The sequence below is a fragment of the Arenibaculum pallidiluteum genome (genome assembly GCF_017355985.1).
In the GTDB taxonomy this organism is placed as follows: domain Bacteria; phylum Pseudomonadota; class Alphaproteobacteria; order Azospirillales; family Azospirillaceae; genus Arenibaculum; species Arenibaculum pallidiluteum.
In genome coordinates this window covers 369,227-384,902 of sequence record NZ_JAFIQU010000005.1, presented here as the reverse complement: position 1 = coordinate 384,902, position 15,676 = coordinate 369,227, and the positions used below count along the sequence as shown (strand labels likewise).

15 protein-coding genes are annotated in these 15,676 nt (G+C 72.3%); 5 read left to right on the top strand and 10 right to left on the bottom strand.

Going from position 1 to position 15,676, the window contains the following annotated elements; translation table 11 throughout:
• The first annotated feature begins 430 nt into the window (after positions 1-430).
• On the top strand, positions 431-556 hold the full coding sequence (locus tag JUB13_RS31825) for a hypothetical protein (RefSeq protein WP_268914363.1): 126 nt from the start codon (positions 431-433) through the stop codon (positions 554-556).
• A 73-nt stretch (positions 557-629) separates the two neighbouring features.
• Positions 630-1,679, top strand: a complete 1,050-nt coding sequence (locus tag JUB13_RS13790) for an acyltransferase family protein (protein WP_207479804.1) — start codon at positions 630-632, stop codon at positions 1,677-1,679.
• 46 nt (positions 1,680-1,725) lie between these two features.
• Here the strand turns inward: JUB13_RS13790 and JUB13_RS13785 are convergent, their stop codons facing one another.
• Positions 1,726-2,424: a putative metalloprotease CJM1_0395 family protein gene (locus JUB13_RS13785; RefSeq protein ID WP_207479802.1), complete on the bottom strand. Its 699-nt coding sequence runs from the start codon at positions 2,422-2,424 to the stop codon at positions 1,726-1,728.
• Between the two features lie 210 nt (positions 2,425-2,634).
• Here JUB13_RS13785 and JUB13_RS13780 point away from each other — a divergent pair, with 210 nt between their 5' ends.
• Entirely contained in the window at positions 2,635-3,855 is a 1,221-nt protein-coding gene (locus tag JUB13_RS13780; RefSeq protein ID WP_207479800.1) for a BaiN/RdsA family NAD(P)/FAD-dependent oxidoreductase, read from the top strand.
• 12 nt (positions 3,856-3,867) lie between these two features.
• Here JUB13_RS13780 and JUB13_RS13775 read toward each other — a convergent pair whose 3' ends face one another.
• Positions 3,868-5,214: a lytic murein transglycosylase gene (locus tag JUB13_RS13775; protein ID WP_207479798.1), complete on the bottom strand. Its 1,347-nt coding sequence runs from the start codon at positions 5,212-5,214 to the stop codon at positions 3,868-3,870.
• A 26-nt stretch (positions 5,215-5,240) separates the two neighbouring features.
• Complete coding sequence (locus JUB13_RS13770) at positions 5,241-5,684, bottom strand: hypothetical protein (RefSeq protein WP_207479796.1); 444 nt, start codon at positions 5,682-5,684, stop codon at positions 5,241-5,243.
• 205 nt (positions 5,685-5,889) lie between these two features.
• Between JUB13_RS13770 and JUB13_RS13765 the strand changes: the two genes are divergently transcribed.
• Positions 5,890-7,104 carry a baeRF3 domain-containing protein gene (locus JUB13_RS13765; protein WP_207479794.1) on the top strand — a complete coding sequence of 405 codons (1,215 nt, stop codon included), beginning with the start codon at positions 5,890-5,892 and terminating at the stop codon, positions 7,102-7,104.
• A gap of 40 nt (positions 7,105-7,144) precedes the next feature.
• On the opposite strand, the gene JUB13_RS13760 is transcribed toward JUB13_RS13765, so the two are convergent.
• Positions 7,145-7,939, bottom strand: coding sequence for a response regulator transcription factor (locus JUB13_RS13760; RefSeq protein WP_207479792.1), 795 nt, complete (start codon positions 7,937-7,939; stop codon positions 7,145-7,147).
• Between the two features lie 114 nt (positions 7,940-8,053).
• Here JUB13_RS13760 and JUB13_RS32035 point away from each other — a divergent pair, with 114 nt between their 5' ends.
• Complete coding sequence (locus JUB13_RS32035) at positions 8,054-8,911, top strand: tetratricopeptide repeat protein (protein WP_207479791.1); 858 nt, start codon at positions 8,054-8,056, stop codon at positions 8,909-8,911.
• Positions 8,912-8,930: 19 nt separating this feature from the next.
• Here the strand turns inward: JUB13_RS32035 and JUB13_RS13750 are convergent, their stop codons facing one another.
• The 6 genes from JUB13_RS13750 to JUB13_RS13725 are packed head-to-tail and all read right to left on the bottom strand — an operon-like array spanning position 8,931 to position 15,669.
• Positions 8,931-9,884: a type II secretion system F family protein gene (locus JUB13_RS13750; protein ID WP_207479789.1), complete on the bottom strand. Its 954-nt coding sequence runs from the start codon at positions 9,882-9,884 to the stop codon at positions 8,931-8,933.
• A complete protein-coding gene (locus JUB13_RS13745) occupies positions 9,881-10,864 on the bottom strand; it encodes a type II secretion system F family protein (RefSeq protein WP_207479787.1) in 984 nt (327 codons plus the stop codon). Before JUB13_RS13745 ends, JUB13_RS13750 begins: the two co-directional genes overlap by 4 nt.
• Positions 10,861-12,417 carry a CpaF family protein gene (locus JUB13_RS13740; protein ID WP_236024928.1) on the bottom strand — a complete coding sequence of 519 codons (1,557 nt, stop codon included), beginning with the start codon at positions 12,415-12,417 and terminating at the stop codon, positions 10,861-10,863. Before JUB13_RS13740 ends, JUB13_RS13745 begins: the two co-directional genes overlap by 4 nt.
• Before the next feature lie 3 nt (positions 12,418-12,420).
• Complete coding sequence (locus JUB13_RS13735; protein ID WP_207479785.1) at positions 12,421-13,650, bottom strand: nucleotide-binding protein; 1,230 nt, start codon at positions 13,648-13,650, stop codon at positions 12,421-12,423.
• Between the two features lie 11 nt (positions 13,651-13,661).
• Complete coding sequence (locus JUB13_RS13730; protein ID WP_207479783.1) at positions 13,662-14,333, bottom strand: CpaD family pilus assembly lipoprotein; 672 nt, start codon at positions 14,331-14,333, stop codon at positions 13,662-13,664.
• Positions 14,334-14,343: 10 nt separating this feature from the next.
• Positions 14,344-15,669, bottom strand: a complete 1,326-nt coding sequence (locus JUB13_RS13725) for a type II and III secretion system protein family protein (protein ID WP_207479781.1) — start codon at positions 15,667-15,669, stop codon at positions 14,344-14,346.
• Positions 15,670-15,676 lie beyond the last annotated feature (7 nt).

The following is a 15,676-nucleotide window of genomic DNA, read 5'->3' as shown; positions in this document are numbered from 1 at the left end:
GCTTCCCATGTCTGCACCTCCAGCATGACCGCCTCCGGCTCCGGCCATCTCCTGGGCAGGACAACAGGTCTTGCCTCGCCTAATTACGCAGGAACTGCCAAGGTAGTGCTAGACAGTGTCGCCGAAGGGCAGGTGCGGGCGTGCTGATCGCCTCCGGGTCGGATGACGAACAGGACCATGCTCGCCAGACCCATGCGGCGTCGGCTTTTGCCGCTGCTGCCAGCTCAGGAGCCCAGCGCCCGACCGGCGGGGACAACCCGCCCGCCCTGCGCCCGCCGCGTCAACCTTGGCCCGGATCGCGGCTCCACCGCCCATTGGGGGGCACGACGCCGCGCGCCAGGCGGTACTTCGCCAGGGGTGCCGCAATATCCGCGATGCGGCGCCACCTTCCCGCGCCGAGGGCGTTAACCTTGTCCAGGAAACGCAGAGCATGGATGCCTTCTGCGATGACGAGAGCGGACTGTTTCCAAGCGCCCGCCACAGGGCGCCCGGCCGGAACCGGCCGGCTTTCCAGCAGCGACGCCACACCGCCCTGATCGTGGTGCTGCGGCCCTGAGCCGCTTCGCGCCGGAGGTCAGCCGGGCCCCCGCGCGGAGATCAGATCCGCCGTCACGGGACAGGAGGGCGCCATGACGCCGACCAGCACGACTTCGAGCCGAATTGACTGGATGGATGCCCTGCGCGGCATCGCCATCACCATGGTTGTCCTCGAGCATGCGATCCGCTTCACCCGGCGGATCGGGTTCGAGGTCCCCGTCTGGGTCGATATTATCTCGGATGCCCTGAGCCCGGTGCGCATGCCCGCCATGGCGTTCCTGTCAGGCCTGCTGCTGCAGCACGCCCTCGCCAAGGGCGCGGCTGTGTATCTCGGCGGCAAGACACGGAACATCCTGTGGCCGTTCCTGGTCTGGTCGGTGATCTACACGGTGATGCTGGTGGCCGTCGGCGGCACCTCGGGCCTGCAGCACGGCTGGGACCTGTTCCTCGAGATCGCGACGAAACCGCCGGGACACATGTGGTTCCTGCGGGATCTCTTCCTGTTCTTCGTGCTGATGCTCGTCCTCAGGCGTGCGCCGCGCCTGCCCGTCGTCGCGGTGGCGCTCGGCCTGTCCGGCTTCTTCATGGCCATCTCGACGGTGGACAACAACAATCAGCACATTCCGCGCTTCCTGTTCCTCTTCGCGTTCTTCGTGCTCGGCGACTGGGCCGCCCGGCGCAGGGAGCAATGGCCGAGCGTGCTCGACCGGCCGGTGCCCGTGGCGCTCGCCGTCGCGGTCATGACCGCCTCGCTTCCGGCCGCCGTGGCCTTCGGCAACATGCGGTACGAGCTGGTGAGCCTGCCTTTCGTGCTGGCCGGGATCGTCTGCCTGATGCTGCTGGCGCGGGTAGCCTGCCGCACGCCGCTTTCGGGGACGCTGCGGTTCTTTGGCCGGGATTCGCTCGTGGTCTACGTGGTCCACTGGCTGCTGCTGGCGATTGTCGTGACCCTCTTCGACAAGCTGGCCCCGGAGACTCCGGGCGGCGTTGTCCTGGCCACAAGCCTCGCCGTCGCCATGGCGCTTTCGGCACTGGCGATCGCGGTGCACCGGCCGTTGGGGCTGAGATGGATGTTCGCCTTCCCGGTGTCGCAGCGGCGCCTGCAGGCGCCGAAGGCCCTGGCGGCGGGAAATCCGCGCTGAGCCGCGGCGCGGCGGGAAATCCGCGCTGGGCCGCGGCGCGGCGGGTTCAGAAGCGGCCGATGACGCCCGCGCCGATCCCTGCGCCATAGGGGCCGGAGATCAGAAGCCGCGCCGCGCCGGCATAGGCCGCCGAGGCGGTCGCGAAACGGGACGTGTCCGGCCGTGCGGTCGGGTCTCCAGCAGAGACGGAGCCGGGGTCCGCGGCGACGCCCGTCACGTCCCCCGACTGCGCGCCGGGGATTGTGCCGGGGCCCACGTTTCCGTCCTGTTCGGCGATCACGGCCTTCTGCCGGTTCAACTCGCGCTCGGCGTCCTGGCGGATCCTGTCGGCGCTGGCGGCGACCTTGACATCCGCGGACGAAGGCTCGGCCGGCGCCAGGGCTGCGCGCTTGACGACCTCCATCTTGCGGATCGTCGCCTCGGGGTCCGCCTCGGGGCTGGTATCGATCTGCACCTCGCCGCCGACCGCATAGCGCCGCCCGTCGGGCCCGGCCTGATAGCTGTACGAGGGGGATCCGGCATGCTGCCCCCCCACCGAAGCATGGGCCTGCTCGTGGGCACGGACCTCCTGGTCCCGCGCCTTCAGCTCCCGGACTGCCTTCTGCTCATCCTCCGAAAGCTCGGTCTTCCCGGCCGCGCCGTCGCTGGAAGCGGAAACGCTCAGCTTCATCACCACGGCGGGTCCGAAGCCGCGCGCGCCTCCGGCGGCCGCGTCGTCCGCCGCCCGCCCGCCCGCAGCAGGCACGCGGGGCGCCAGCGCGACCGGCCGGGTGTCGCTGGGGAGCTGGACGGCTGATCCTGCGCCAAACATGGTGAAGGGGCAGCGGAGCGGTTGATCTCGGCGGAATAATGCCGCAGCGGAGCGGAAGGATCACCCCTTTCTTTCGTAGGAACGTCCGGACCCGGACATCTGCCGGCCCTGGACAGGACGGCCGCGCCGCGCCATCACTGGCCCATGCCCGCGCTTCCCATCCTGGAGATCGAGGCGGCGGTGGTCGGCGGCGGCCCCGCCGGCCTCTTCGCAGCCGAGACGCTCGCTGAACGCGGGGCGTCCGTCGTGGTGTTTGAGGCCATGCCGTCCCCTGCGCGCAAGTTCCTGATGGCTGGGCGCGGCGGCCTGAACCTGACCCATTCCGAGCCCGCAGCCGACTTCCTCGCACGCTACGGGGCGCGCCAGGGCACGCTGGCGGAGATTCTCGCGGCCTTCGATGCCTCTGCGCTGCGCGCCTGGGCCGACGGGCTTGGGGCAGACACCTTTGTGGGCACCAGCGGCCGGGTCTTCCCCCGCGCCATGAAGGCCTCGCCCCTGCTGCGCGCCTGGCTTCGCCGGCTGGACGGCCTGGGCGTGCGGATCCGGGCGCGGAACCGCTGGACGGGTTTCGCCCCGGACGGCACGCTGAGCTTCGATACGCCCGACGGCCCTCTCGTCGTCCGGGCGCGCGCAACACTGCTGGCGCTCGGCGGGGCGAGCTGGCCGCGCCTCGGCTCCGACGGGGCCTGGGTGCCGGTCCTGCACGGGCGCGGCGTCCCCATAACCCCGCTCAGGCCGGCCAATATGGGGTTCGAGGCCGTCTGGTCGCCGGGGTTCCTCGCGCGCATGGAGGGGCGGCCACTCAAGAACCTCGCGCTGTCCTTCGGCGGGCGGCGGGTGCGCGGCGAGCTGGTCGTCACGCGGGCGGGGATCGAGGGGGGCGCCGTCTACGCCCTGTCGGGGCCGTTGCGCGAGGCGATCCTGACCGAGGGGTCGGCGACTCTTCTGATCGACCTGCGCCCGCAGGAGGACGAGGCGGCCTTGCGCCGCAGGCTCGCCCGCCCGCGGGGTGGCGGCAGCCTTTCGACCTGGTTTCGCAAGGCGCTGGGCGACGGCCCCTTCCATCCGCTGCTGCGCGAGCTGGTGCCCGAAGCGCTGGACGATGCCGGCCGGCTCGCGGCGGCGCTCAAGGCGCTGCCGCTGCGGCTGACCGGCCTCCGCCCCATCGAGCGCGCGATCTCCTCGGCAGGCGGCGTGCCGTTCGAGGAGCTCGACCGCGCGCTCATGATCCGGCGCCTTCCCGGAATCTTCGTCGCCGGCGAGATGCTGGACTGGGAGGCGCCCACCGGCGGCTACCTGCTGCAGGCCTGCTTCGCCACCGGCACCTGGGCCGCCCGGGGCATGCTGGCGCGCCTCGGGCGCTGACCGGCTGCGCCCTCAGCCCGCCGGGCGCGGCTGCTGCCCCGCTGCGGGCATGGCCGCGCGCAGCCGCTCCAGCAGCGACGCGGTCGGGAAGGCGTCGGCCGGCACGCCGGTCTCCTGCTGCCAACGCCGGAACGCGTTGCGCGTGTTGGCGCCGATGATGCCGTCGATCTCGCCGACGGCGTAGCCGCGCTGGGCAAGGAGCTGCTGCAGCTCCATGCGCTCGTCCCGGCTCAGCGGGCGCTCGTGCCGCGGCCACGCGGCCCTGATCGGGCCGGCCCCGTCGAAACGATCGGAGAGATGGCCGACCGCCAGCGCGTAGCTCGTCGCGTTGTTGTACTGCAGGATCGCACGGTAGTTGCGCGTCACGACGAAGGCGGGCCCCTGGGCGCCGGCCGGCACCAGGACGGAGACCGGCTCCGTGCCGGCAATGGCGACGCCCCGCGGCACCAAGACACCGGTCGCGCGCCACTCGTCGAGCGGGCGGACCATCGAAAGGTCGGCCAGCGTGTAGTCGAAGCCCTGCGGAAGCGTCACCTCCACACCCCAGGGCAGGCCCCTGCGCCAGCCTGCCTCCGCCAGATGGTTGGCGGTCGATGCGAAGACGTCCGGCAGGCTGCTCCAGAGGTCGCGGCGGCCGTCGCCGTCCATGTCGACCGCGAAGCGCTGGAAGGTCGTCGGGATGAACTGGGTCTGCCCCATGGCGCCGGCCCAGGAGCCCACCATCCGCTCGGGCGTGATGTCGCCGCGGTCGAGGATGGCCAGCGCGGCCAGCAGTTCCCTGCGGCCGAACTGCGTGCGCCGCCCGCTGTAGCCCAGCGTCGCGAGCGCCGGCACGATGGGAATGTCGCCCATCACGGCGCCGAAATTGCTTTCGATGGCCCAGATCGCCGCAACCACCTCCGCGGGAACGCCCCAACGCGCCTCGACGGGCGAGAAAAGCGCGGCATGGGTGCGAAGCAGTTCGCGTCCGCGGGTGATCCGGGCCTGGCTGACGGCGCTGTCGAGATAGCTCCAGATCGGCCGGGTGAACTCCGGCTGGTTGGCGTCGGCGGCCAGCACGGAGGGCACGGGACCGATCCCCGTGAGGGCGCGGTCGAGCGTGCGGGGGGAGATGCCGGCGGCGCTCGCTTCCTCGCGGAAGCGGACGAGCCAAGCCTCGAATTCCTGCTGCGAAATCGCGGGTTCGGCGGGGACCGCCGGTAGGGTTCCGGGCTGGGATGCCGCCGTGGCCTGCGGCGTTGCCCCTGCGGCCGCCGAAGGAGCCACCTGTCCGGAAGCAGCCTGTCCGCCGGCCGCGCAGCCGCCGAGCCAGACAAGGCCCGCCACGCAGAGGGCGCGCCGCATCGCAAGGTTCCTCATGGATGGGCCCTTCCCTGGTCCCGTGGTCAACGGCTTTCGGGGGTAAGGCGGTCGCGCCGCTCCGCCTGCGGCACTCCGGACGTGCCGCGGGCCGGGGCGGAGAGCACCGTCGAAAGCTGCGCCTCGTTCAGAACCGCCACGCCCGGCCCCGATCCGATCAGCTCGCGGATCCTGGGGTCGGGCTGACCAGCCAGCCGCAGCAGCGCATCCTGCCCGTCGGCCACCGGCGCGGCCGCCGCGGGTTCGGCCACGGCCTGACGACGCCCGGCCTCGGCGGTCATGCCGGGGCGGATGCCGTAGACCGGCGGAACGCTGAGCGGGCGACGGAACGCGTCGTCCGACGCCTGGGCGGTCGGCCGCTCCAGCGGCAGGACCGAGGCGTCGCCACCGCCGCATCCGGCAAGGGTCAGGAAACCCGCGCAGGCAAGAAGCGCTCGGGCGGCGGGCCTGCGGGCAAGCACGGAGATCAAGGCGTGTCCCTGGAGTCCAGTGGAGGCGAACGGCGCGACGATAGGCTGTCGTCCGCCGGGCTTCAAGCGGAAGCGCGCCGGCCGGCCGGAACCGTGCCGCCCGCACCCTGTTGGACCGGGTCGACATTGCCGCGCCGGACCCGAGGCCGCAGACCCGAGGACCGCCGAAGGGCCGGCGCTCAGGATCCGACGCCAGGGAGAACCCATGTTCAGCCGCGCCGACATCGACCAGCTTCTCGCCCACGAGCAGGCGCCCGCGATCTCCTTCTACCTGCCCACGCATGGCGCGGGTCTGGAGGTCCGGCAGGATCCCGTCCGCCTGAGGAACCTGCGGACGCGCGCCATCGAACGCCTGACGGCGTCCGGCATGCGCGCCCCGGATGCCGACGCGCTGATCGCGCCTGTCACGCGCCTGATCGAGGACGAGGTCTTCTGGCGCCAGCAGGACAAGGGTCTCGCCGTCTTCCTCAGCCCCGGCTTTTTCCAGGCCTTCACCCTGTGCCACACCATGCCGGAGCGCGTCGTGGTCGGGGATGGCTTCGACCTGATGCCGCTGATCCCCCTGCTGAGCTCGCACCGGCAGTTCCTCGTCCTCGCGATGTCCGCGGAGGAGACGCGGCTGTATCAGGCCGGGACGCACGGCATGGTGCGCGTCCACGGCGTGGACATTCCCATGGGGGTCGATGTCCTGGACGCCGAGACGGAGGCGCAGGAGGGACGAAAGGTGGCCTCCTCCGGAGGTCCACGGGGCCGGGCGCGCGGCGAGCGCGGCATACCGGCCGACCGCAACTACGGCGACACGCCAGAGGAGCTGCGGCAGGCGCGCTTCGTAGAGTACCTGCACAAGGTCGCGAACGCCGTCGACTCCTGGATCGGCAACCGCAACCCGCCCATGGTGCTGGCGGCGCAGTCCGAGCTCCGCGGCAACTTCCTGGCGGTCGGACGCTTCGGGTCGGATACGGCGGAGCTGGTCGAGGTCGACGTCAATCCCTTCGGCCTCTCGGAGGATGACCTGCACGCCAGGGCCCTGGCCGCGATCGGACCCGTCCTGAAGGCCGAGACGCTGCGCGAGATCGACCGCTTCTACAGCCTCTACAACGACGGCAGCGCGCGTTCGACGGACCGTCCGGAAGGCTTCGTGCGGGCCGCCCGCTTCCAGGCGGTGGACGTGCTTCTTGTTCCCGACGACCAGGGCCCGGTCTGGGGCCGCTACGACGAGGCGGAGGATACCGTCCACGTGAACGAGGAAAAGCAGGAGGGGGATGAGGATCTGATCGCCCGGGCGGCAATGGACACGCTCCGCGGCGGCGGCCGCGTGCTGTGCGTGTCGCGCGACGAGCTTCGGGCCGGCAGCCGCAGCATGCCCGCGGGCGCCATCCTGCGCTTCGAGATGACGCCCTCGCCGCGTGGCGAGGCCTGAGCAGACAGAGCTGCGGAAACCAGTCCGGTGCAGGCCGCGTTCAGCCGCGGCTGCGGTCGGCGGCGTAGCGCCGGACGCGATCCCGCGGCAGGTCGAGCACGTAGCCGACGCTCCGGACCGTCCGCAGCAGGACGGGATTCCGGACGTCGGGCTCGATCTTCTGGCGCAGGTGGTTCACGAAGACGTCCACCGACCGGTCGAGCGGAGAGGCTGCAGGCCTGCCCATACGGTCGAGCAGGCTCTGCCGCTCGATGGAGCGTCCCGGCTGCTCCAGGAACGCGTTCAGCAGCCGCGCCTCGGAATAGGTGAGCTGGCGCTCCAGCCCGCTGCCGTCGGTGGCGGTCAGCAGGCGGCGCTCGACGTCGTAGCGCCAGTGGGCGAACTCGACGATGTCCTGACCGTCCTCGGCAGCCTCGCTGTCGAGCCGCCAGCGGCGACGCCTGAGCTGCGCGGCTATGGCGCCCAGCAGCTCGGGAATCTCGAACGGCTTGGTGATGTAGTCGTCGGCGCCGAGCTCCATGGACCGGCGGTGCGTCGGCCGATCGGGCACGGCGGTCAACATGATCACCGGGATCAGGCGCGTGTCGGGATTCTCGCGCAGGGCCTCAACCAGCTCGACGCCCCCCATCACCGGCATGCGGATGTCAGTCACGATCACGTCGGGAAGTTGCTCGGCAACCGCGGCCAGCGCCTCACGCCCGTCCTTCGCACCGTCGCATTCGAACCCTTCGAAACGCAGCGAGCGCACCAGCGTCGCGCGCAGCGGCGCCTCGTCCTCGACGACGAGGATGCGGACCAGGCGCGCGGGGGCTTCCAGGGACGTCGGCTCGGACATGGCAAACCTGCTGAATCGACCTATGCTTGCCGCCGGTTCCGTTAAGACTTTGCAAATCGCGGCCATGCATCGTCGAACCCGACATTCTTGATCACCGCTTCGAGGACCACGGCCGTGCGCCGAGCCTACCCGACCGCCGCCCCGCCGCGCCGCACGACCCTGGCCCTGGCCCTGGCCCTGGGGCTCGGGGCCTGCGCCGCGGACGGCGCGGCGCCCTCCGCAGGATCGGCCACGACCGAGGCGCGTCCGGCCGCCTCGCGCTCGGCCGGCCCGGAATCGGTGATGCGTATGGCCGCTGCGGCCGAGACCGCAGGCGATCTCCCGGGTGCCGCGGCGCTCTACCAGCGCGCCCACGCCCTCGAGCCCGCCGCCCTGCCCCCGCTGCTGGCCCTGGGCCGAACGCTGGCGGCCATGGAGGACGGGCGCGGCGCCGCCGACGCCTATTCCCGGGCGCTGCGTCTCGCGCCCGACAACGCCGAGGCGCGGCGCGGGCACGGCTTCGCGCTGATCGCGCTGGACCAACCGGGCATGGCAGCCGACGAGTTCCGGACCGTCGCCGCCGCCGACCCGACGGATGCCCGCGCGCTCGGCGGGCTCGGCATCGCGCTCGACCTCCAGGGCCGGCACAAGGAGGCGCAGGAGCAGTACCGCGCCGCCCTCAGGCTCAAGCCCGGCGACGCGTCGCTGACCAACAACCTAGGCCTGTCCCTGGCGCTCGCCGGCGAGTACGAGGAGGCGACGGTGCTGCTGAACCAGCTCGTCCGCTCCCCGCTCGCGACGGCGCGGGCACGCCAGAACCTAGCCCTGGTGCATGGCCTGGCGGGACGCACGGAGGCCGCCGCCGAGATCGGGCGCCGCGACCTGCAGCCGGCGGAGGTCCAGCGCAACCTCGCCTTCTACGAGCAGCTCCGCCGCATGACCGGCCCCGACCGCGCGGCGGCGGTCCTGCGGCAGGCTCGCCCGGCCTCCTGAGCCGCGGCCGCCGGCCGGCTCAGAAGTTCGTGTTCGTGAACTGGTCGATGGCGCGGATGATCGCGGGGCCGATCAGCACCACGAACAGCGCCGGCATCACGAAGCAGATCAGCGGGACGGTCAGCGTCGCGGGCAGGCGCGCCGCCTTCGCCTCGGCCTTCAGCATGCGCTCGTTGCGGTACTCGTTGGCGAGCACGCGCAGGCTCTGCCCCAGGGGCGTGCCGTACTTCTCGGCCTGCTGAAGGGTCGCAACGACGCTGCGCAGCGCCGGAAGGCCGGTCCTGCGCACGAGGTTCTCCAGCGCCATGCGCCGGTCCGGGAGAAAGCCGAGCTCCGCCGCCGTCGTGCCGAGCTCCTGGCCGAGCTCGGGATAGCTGGCGCCGATCTCGCGCGCGACGCGCTGGATCGCGGCATCGAGACTGCTGCCGGCCTCGGCGCAGATCACCATGAGGTCGAGAGCGTCGGGCACGCCCTTCTGCAGCGCGTCGCGCCGCTTGATCGCCCCGTTCGCGAGATAGATGTCCGGCCCGTAGAAGCCGGCCATGACACCGAGCAGCGCCACCAGCAGGTCCGGCACGAAGCCCTTGCCGGATAGGCCGAGCGCCGGGGCGCAGAGCATCATCAGGCCGCCACCCGCGAGCGGCGCCGCGACCTTCGCGAGGATATAGGCATTCGCCGCCTCGGCCCCGCGCAGGCCCGCCTGGTCCAGCCGCTCCCGCAGCCGGGCGTCCAGCGCGCCCTTCAGCGCCGACCAGCCGGACAGCCCCCGCCAGAAGCGGCGGGCCAGGGCCGCCCGTTCCCCCCGCCCGGCCGGGGCGCCCCCGCGCGCTTCGACGACGCGGCGCATGCGCGCCCTTGGCGTCCGGCCAAGGAGCAGGCTGCCGAGGACCATGGTGACGAGCGCCGCGGAGACCGCGGCCAGCGCGGACAGGATCTCGATGGCGTCGAAGCCGAGGAGTTCGATGCCGCTCATATCTCGAACCGGATCATTCTGGTCATCACGAAGACGCCGAAGGCCTGGAGCGACATTCCGGCGACCGCCAAGGCCTGCCCGCGCGGGTCCTCGAACAGCATGCGGGCATAGTCGTAGTTCAGGACGAGCAGCAGCAGGAACACCAGGAAGGGCAGCGCGCCCAGGATCAGGGCGCTTGCCGTCGCCTCGGAGGCCAGCGCCTTGATCTTCAGCCGCATCTGCTTGCGGCGGCGCAGGATGTCCGAGAGGTTGCCGAGCGTCTCGGCGAGGTTGCCGCCGGTCTCGCGCTGGACCGCGAGGCTGACCACGAAGAACTTGAAGTCGGGGATCGCGATCCGCTCGGCGGTCTCCCAGAGCGCGGCCTCGAGCGTCTGGCCGAACTTCACGGCATGGGCCATGCGCCGGAACTCCAGCCCAACGGGATCTGCCATCTCCGATCCGACGACGGCGAGCTGCTCGCCGACCGGCAGGCCCGACCGCAGCCCGCGCACGATCAGGTCGATGGCGTCGGGGAAGAGCGTCAGGAAGCGCTTGGCGTAGCGCGCGATCATGAAATCGCAGACGAGCTTGGGAAGCCACAGCGCGCCGATTGCGGCGGCGACGGCCACCGGCACGCCGCGCAGCCCTGCCGCCATGGCAACGCCTGCCGCGGCGGCGCCCGCGAGCGCGCAGCCAAGCAGATAGAGGCCCAGGGGGATGCGCCGGCCGGTCCGCGCCAGCCGCGCGCGCAGCGCCTGAGGCTGCGGCAGCAGGCGCTGTGCCAGCCGGTCCGCCCAGCCCCAGCGCCCGCCCCCCTGGGCGATGCGGATGCTGGCCTCCGGCCGCGCTGCGGCGGCGGTCCCGGCCGCCCGCCCGAGCCTGCGGCGGAAACGCCGGTCGCCCTGCTCGCGCGCGGCGAAGGCGAGGCACAGGGCCGCGACGAAGGCGCCGGCGAAGACCGTCAGCGTCGGCACCAGGAGCGAGAGGGCCTGCGGGCTCATTCCTTCATCGCCTCCGCCAGGGCGCGGCCAAGGCCGTAATACTCGGCGCGCTCCATCAGCACGGGGCGCAGCCCCGAGCTCCGGAAGCTGCCGAGCAGCTTCCCGTCCGCCCCCTCGCCCGCGTACTCGTACCAGAACAGGTCCTGCGTGGTGATCACTTCGCCCTCGCGCCCGACGACCTCGGTGATCCGCGTGATGCGGCGCACGCCGTCGCGCATGCGGCTGACCTGGACGATCATGTGGACGGCGGCCGCGATCTGGGCGCGCACCGCCTCCGAGGGCAGCTTCACGCCGGTCATGGCCACCATGTTCTCGAGCCGGGTCAGCGCCTCGCGCGGGTTGTTGGCGTGGATCGTGCCCATGGACCCGTCATGGCCGGTGTTCATGGCCTGGAGCATGTCCATGGCCTCGCCGCCGCGGATCTCGCCGAGGATGATGCGGTCCGGGCGCATGCGCAGCGCGTTCTTCACGAGCTCGCGCTGGGTGATCTCGCCTTCCCCTTCGAGGTTGGGCGGCCTGGTCTCCAGGCGCACCACATGCGGCTGCTGGAGCTGCAGCTCGGCCGCGTCCTCGATGGTGACCACCCGCTCGCCGGTGTCGATCATGCGCGAGAGCGCGTTCAGCAGCGTCGTCTTGCCCGATCCGGTTCCGCCGGAGACCAGGATGTTCATGCGCGCGCGGGACGCGATCCGGAGCACGTCGGCCATGGCGGGCGACAGGTTGGCCTGCCGCTCCATCACCTCCAGCGTGATCTTCTTCTTGGAGAACTTCCGGATCGAGATCGAGGGCCCGTCGATGGCGAGCGGCGGGATGATGATGTTCACGCGGCTGCCGTCGGGCAGGCGCGCATCGCACAGGGGGACGGATTCATCGACCCTGCGCCCGACGCGCGAGACGATGCGCGTGCAGACGTTCATCAGGTGGGCGTCGTCCCGGAAGGCGACGCCGGTCAGCTCCAGCTTGCCTTTCCGCTCGACATAGACCTGGCGCGGTCCGTTCACCATGATGTCGGTGATGGTCTCGTCGGCCAGGAGCGGCTCCAGCGGACCAAGCCCGAGCATCTCGTCCAGCAGCAGCGTGACGAGCGCACCCTGCTCGGCATGGTTGAGCTGCAGCTTCTCCTCGGCGACGATTTCGGACACGACGTCCGCGACCTGGCGCGCGAGCTCCTCGCGCGGGAGCTCGACCGCGACGGCCAGGTTCATGCGCTTGATCAGCAGCGGCTGGACGCGCTCCTTGGCCGATGCCACCGGCGAGGGTGGCTCGGGCTGGTCGGCGGCCTCGGGCGCGTGCTCGATGGCGTGGTTGACGAGGCGGGTGACCAGGTCACGCTGGCCCATCGCCCCCAGCTCCCGCCAAGCCTCGCCCAGCAGATCGGCGGCGATCTCGCCGCAGGCCGAGGCGAGGCGCGCGCGCGGCGTGCCGCGGGCGCCCGCCGAGAGCCGCGCCTCGACGACCGGCGCCGCCTGCCGGAAGGCAGCCTCGGCATCCGTCGCGGCCGCCCCCTGCGGCGCGGCCGCGATCGCGAGCGGACTGGTGCGGCGCCCGAACATGCCTCACCGCCCCCGCGCGAGAACGCGCCGCCAGAGCGGGACCGGCGGCGCCGTCCCGGGGAAGAGCAGCGCACCGAGCCGCCGGACCGCCGCCGCGGTACCGGAGCGCGGCCCCGCGGCGAAGGCCGGCCTGCCGTTTCGCCCAGCGGCGGTGAAGAGCTTGGGATCGAACGGCATCTCGACCGAAACCGGGACGCCGACAGCCTTCTCGACATCGGCGCGGGCGACCTCGGTGCGCGCGGGGTCGCCGACCGGCGACGCGACGACCAGGATTTGCGGCGCCGAAGCCAAGCCGCGGAAATGCCGTGCGAGGCGCACGCAGTCGCGCAGGCCCCGGAGCGTGTAGTCCGTCACGAGCACGACCTGGTCCCGCGCGTCCAGGGGCGGCAGATCGGCGACGGTCCAGCGCGGCAGGTCGAGGATCAGCGTCTCGAAGCCGGCGCGCAGCCGCTCCATCACCAGGGCCGTGCCTTCCTGGCGCGCGGGAAGCCGGCGCTCCGGCCCCTCCTCGGCGCACAGGATGCTGAGCCCGTCGGGGAGCTTAACCGCGGCGCGCTGGAGGAACAGCTCGTCGACCCGCTCCGGGTTCGCCAGCGCCTCCAGCAGACCGCGCCCGGGCTCCACGTCAAAGGCGAGGGCCGCGGCGCCGAACTGGAGATCGAGATCCACAAGGACCGTGGGCCGCCCTTCGCCCGCCCGCAAGGCGGCGAGGCTGGCGGCCAGGCTGCTGGCGCCGACGCCGCCGCGCACCCCGACGACCACGACCGCCCGTCCCGCCGCGTCGGCAGCCGGCACGGGCGCCGCCGCGGGCGCCGGGCGCTCGGAAGCGCGCCGAAGCGCCTCGGCGAGCGCGGGCTCGGCCAGCGGCTTGGTGAGGTAGTCGTCGATGCCCGCCGCCAGGAGGCTGCGGAACAGGGCGACGTCGTTGGCCGAGCCGACCGCGATCACGCGCGTTCCCGGCTCGCAGAGGTCGGCGAGCCGCTCCAGCGCGGCCAGCGGCTCCGCGACGCCGTCGAGATCGAGCAGCAGGACCGCAGGCGTCCTGCCGGAGGAAAGCGCCGTGGCGGCGGCATCGAGGCCCCCCTCAGCCGCCGCCACGGGCCATCCGCGCGCGGCCATGGCCCGTCCGGCCACGGCCGCGCTGGCGGATTCCGAAAGAAAGGCGGCGCAGGGCAGACGCTCCCCGCGCCCGAGATCGAGCGACGTGGCGCGAAGGTCCATGATGCCATCCATCGCCGCCTCCCCTACTTGCTCTTGTCGCCGGCCTGGGCGGCGACGGCGCGCGCTGCGCTCGGCAGCGGCTTGGTCTTGTCCGCGCGGTAGTCGGCGACGGCCTTGGCGGCCAGCGTGCCGTCGGCCGGCGCCAGCGCCCCCCCGACGACGAGGTCGCGCGGATCGACGACCTGGAGCGCGAGGTTGCGCGCCGTGGCGCAGCCGAAATCCTCGTGCGGCAGGTTGGCGCCGGAGTCCACGCGGCTCGACGGGAAGAGCCCGCATCGCGGCAGCTCCACCGAGGCACGCTCCACCACCACGGCCACCTGGGCGGGCGAAACCGCGAGGCCGAAGTCCCGGCGCGCCGGCTCGGCAGCGAGTCCGAGCGCGCGGAGCTGCCGCTCCAGCGCCGCTTTGCGCCGTCCGGCAAGTCCATCGTCGCTTCCCTGCACGAGGTGGACATGGTCTCCCGGCGCCAGGGCGATCCCGTCGAGGAAGGCGTCCAGTCGCGCGACCTCGGCCGGCGTCGGCCGGTCGGAGCCGGCCGGGAAGGACACGGAATGCGCGACCGCCACCAGCCGTGCGTCGGGGTGGCCAGCGAGATATTCGGGCGCCGGGGGCCGGCGCTCGCCGGCGCAGCCCGGCAGCACTGCGCAGGACAGCACCAGGACCATGCCGAGCAGCGGGGTCTTGAGCGGCGTCATGGGTCCCTCCCTACCGGAGCTCGAAGCCGACGGGGCCGGCAAGACCGCGCAGACCGGCACGGCGCGGGTTCTGGTCCCGCCACTGCGCGCCGAAGAGCAGCCGCTCGACGTCGTGCGGCGGCAGGACACCGTCGGTGGGCGCGGCGAGGCGCCCGGAGACCGGCGCGACGGCATAGGGCGTCACGATGATCACCAGCTCGGTCTCGTTGCGCTGGAATTGGCTGGACCGGAACAGTGCGCCGAGGACCGGCAGGTCTCCGAGGCCCGGGAACTTGGCGACGTTCTGGTCTGAGTCAGAGCGCAGGAGCCCCGCGATCGCGAAGCTCTGCCCGCTTGCGACCTCCACCGTCGTCTCGGCCCGCCGCGAGGTCAGCGCCGGGATCGAGAAGCCGCTGACCTCGACCGCGCCGCGCTGGCTGAGCTCGCTGACCTCGGGCCGGACATGCAGGTTGATGCGGCCGTCCGAGAGGACCGTCGGCGTGAAGGCCAGAGAAACGCCGAACTCCTTGAACTCGATCGCGACACGGTCGCGGTCGACGGGAAAGGCGATCGGGAACTCGCCGCCGGCAAGGAAGCTCGCGGTCTGGCCAGACATGGCGGTCAGGTTCGGCTCGGCCAGCAGCTTGACGAGCTGGTCCTGCTCCAGCGCGTCGATGATGCCGTTCAGGTCGAAGCCCCCACGGAACGCCGCGCCGACGGAGCCGAGCGCCGTCCCGGAGAACGGGTTCGCCGTCGCGAAGGCGAGCCCCAGGTTGTCGCCGAGGCTGCCGCTGCCGGCGAGCCGGAAGCCAAGCTCCTTGGTGACGTTCCGGCTCATCTCGGCGACCCGGACGCGCAGGTTCACTTGGGTGGGCGCCGTGATGCGGACGCGGTTCAGGACCTGGGTGTCGTTTCCGGCGACGCTGCTGACGAGCTTGCGCAGGTCCTCGGCCTCGGTGGGCGACGTGACGGCTCCCTCGACCAGGATCGCCCCGCCCTCGGAGGAGACGCGGATGTCGCGTTCGGGCAGGAGACGGCGCACCGACGCGTCCAGCCGGGCGAGGTCGTGGCTGACGTCGACCGCGGCCTCCAGGAGGATCCCGTCGGCCTCGTCGGCGGCGATCAGCGTCGTCTGGCCGACGCTCTTGCCGAAGACGTAGATCAGGCCGGGGCTCTTGACCTGGACGTCCGCGATGGCGGGCTCTGCCACGAAGACGGTCGCTGCCGGCCGAGAAAGCCGGATCACCTGGCCCTTGCCGACTTGAAGCGATACAGGGGCCGCCTCGGCCACTGGCGCGGCGCCGGCGAGCGCCAACAGCACCATGAGGCCGGCGGCGAGGATGCGGGACGGGCGCATCGGAACT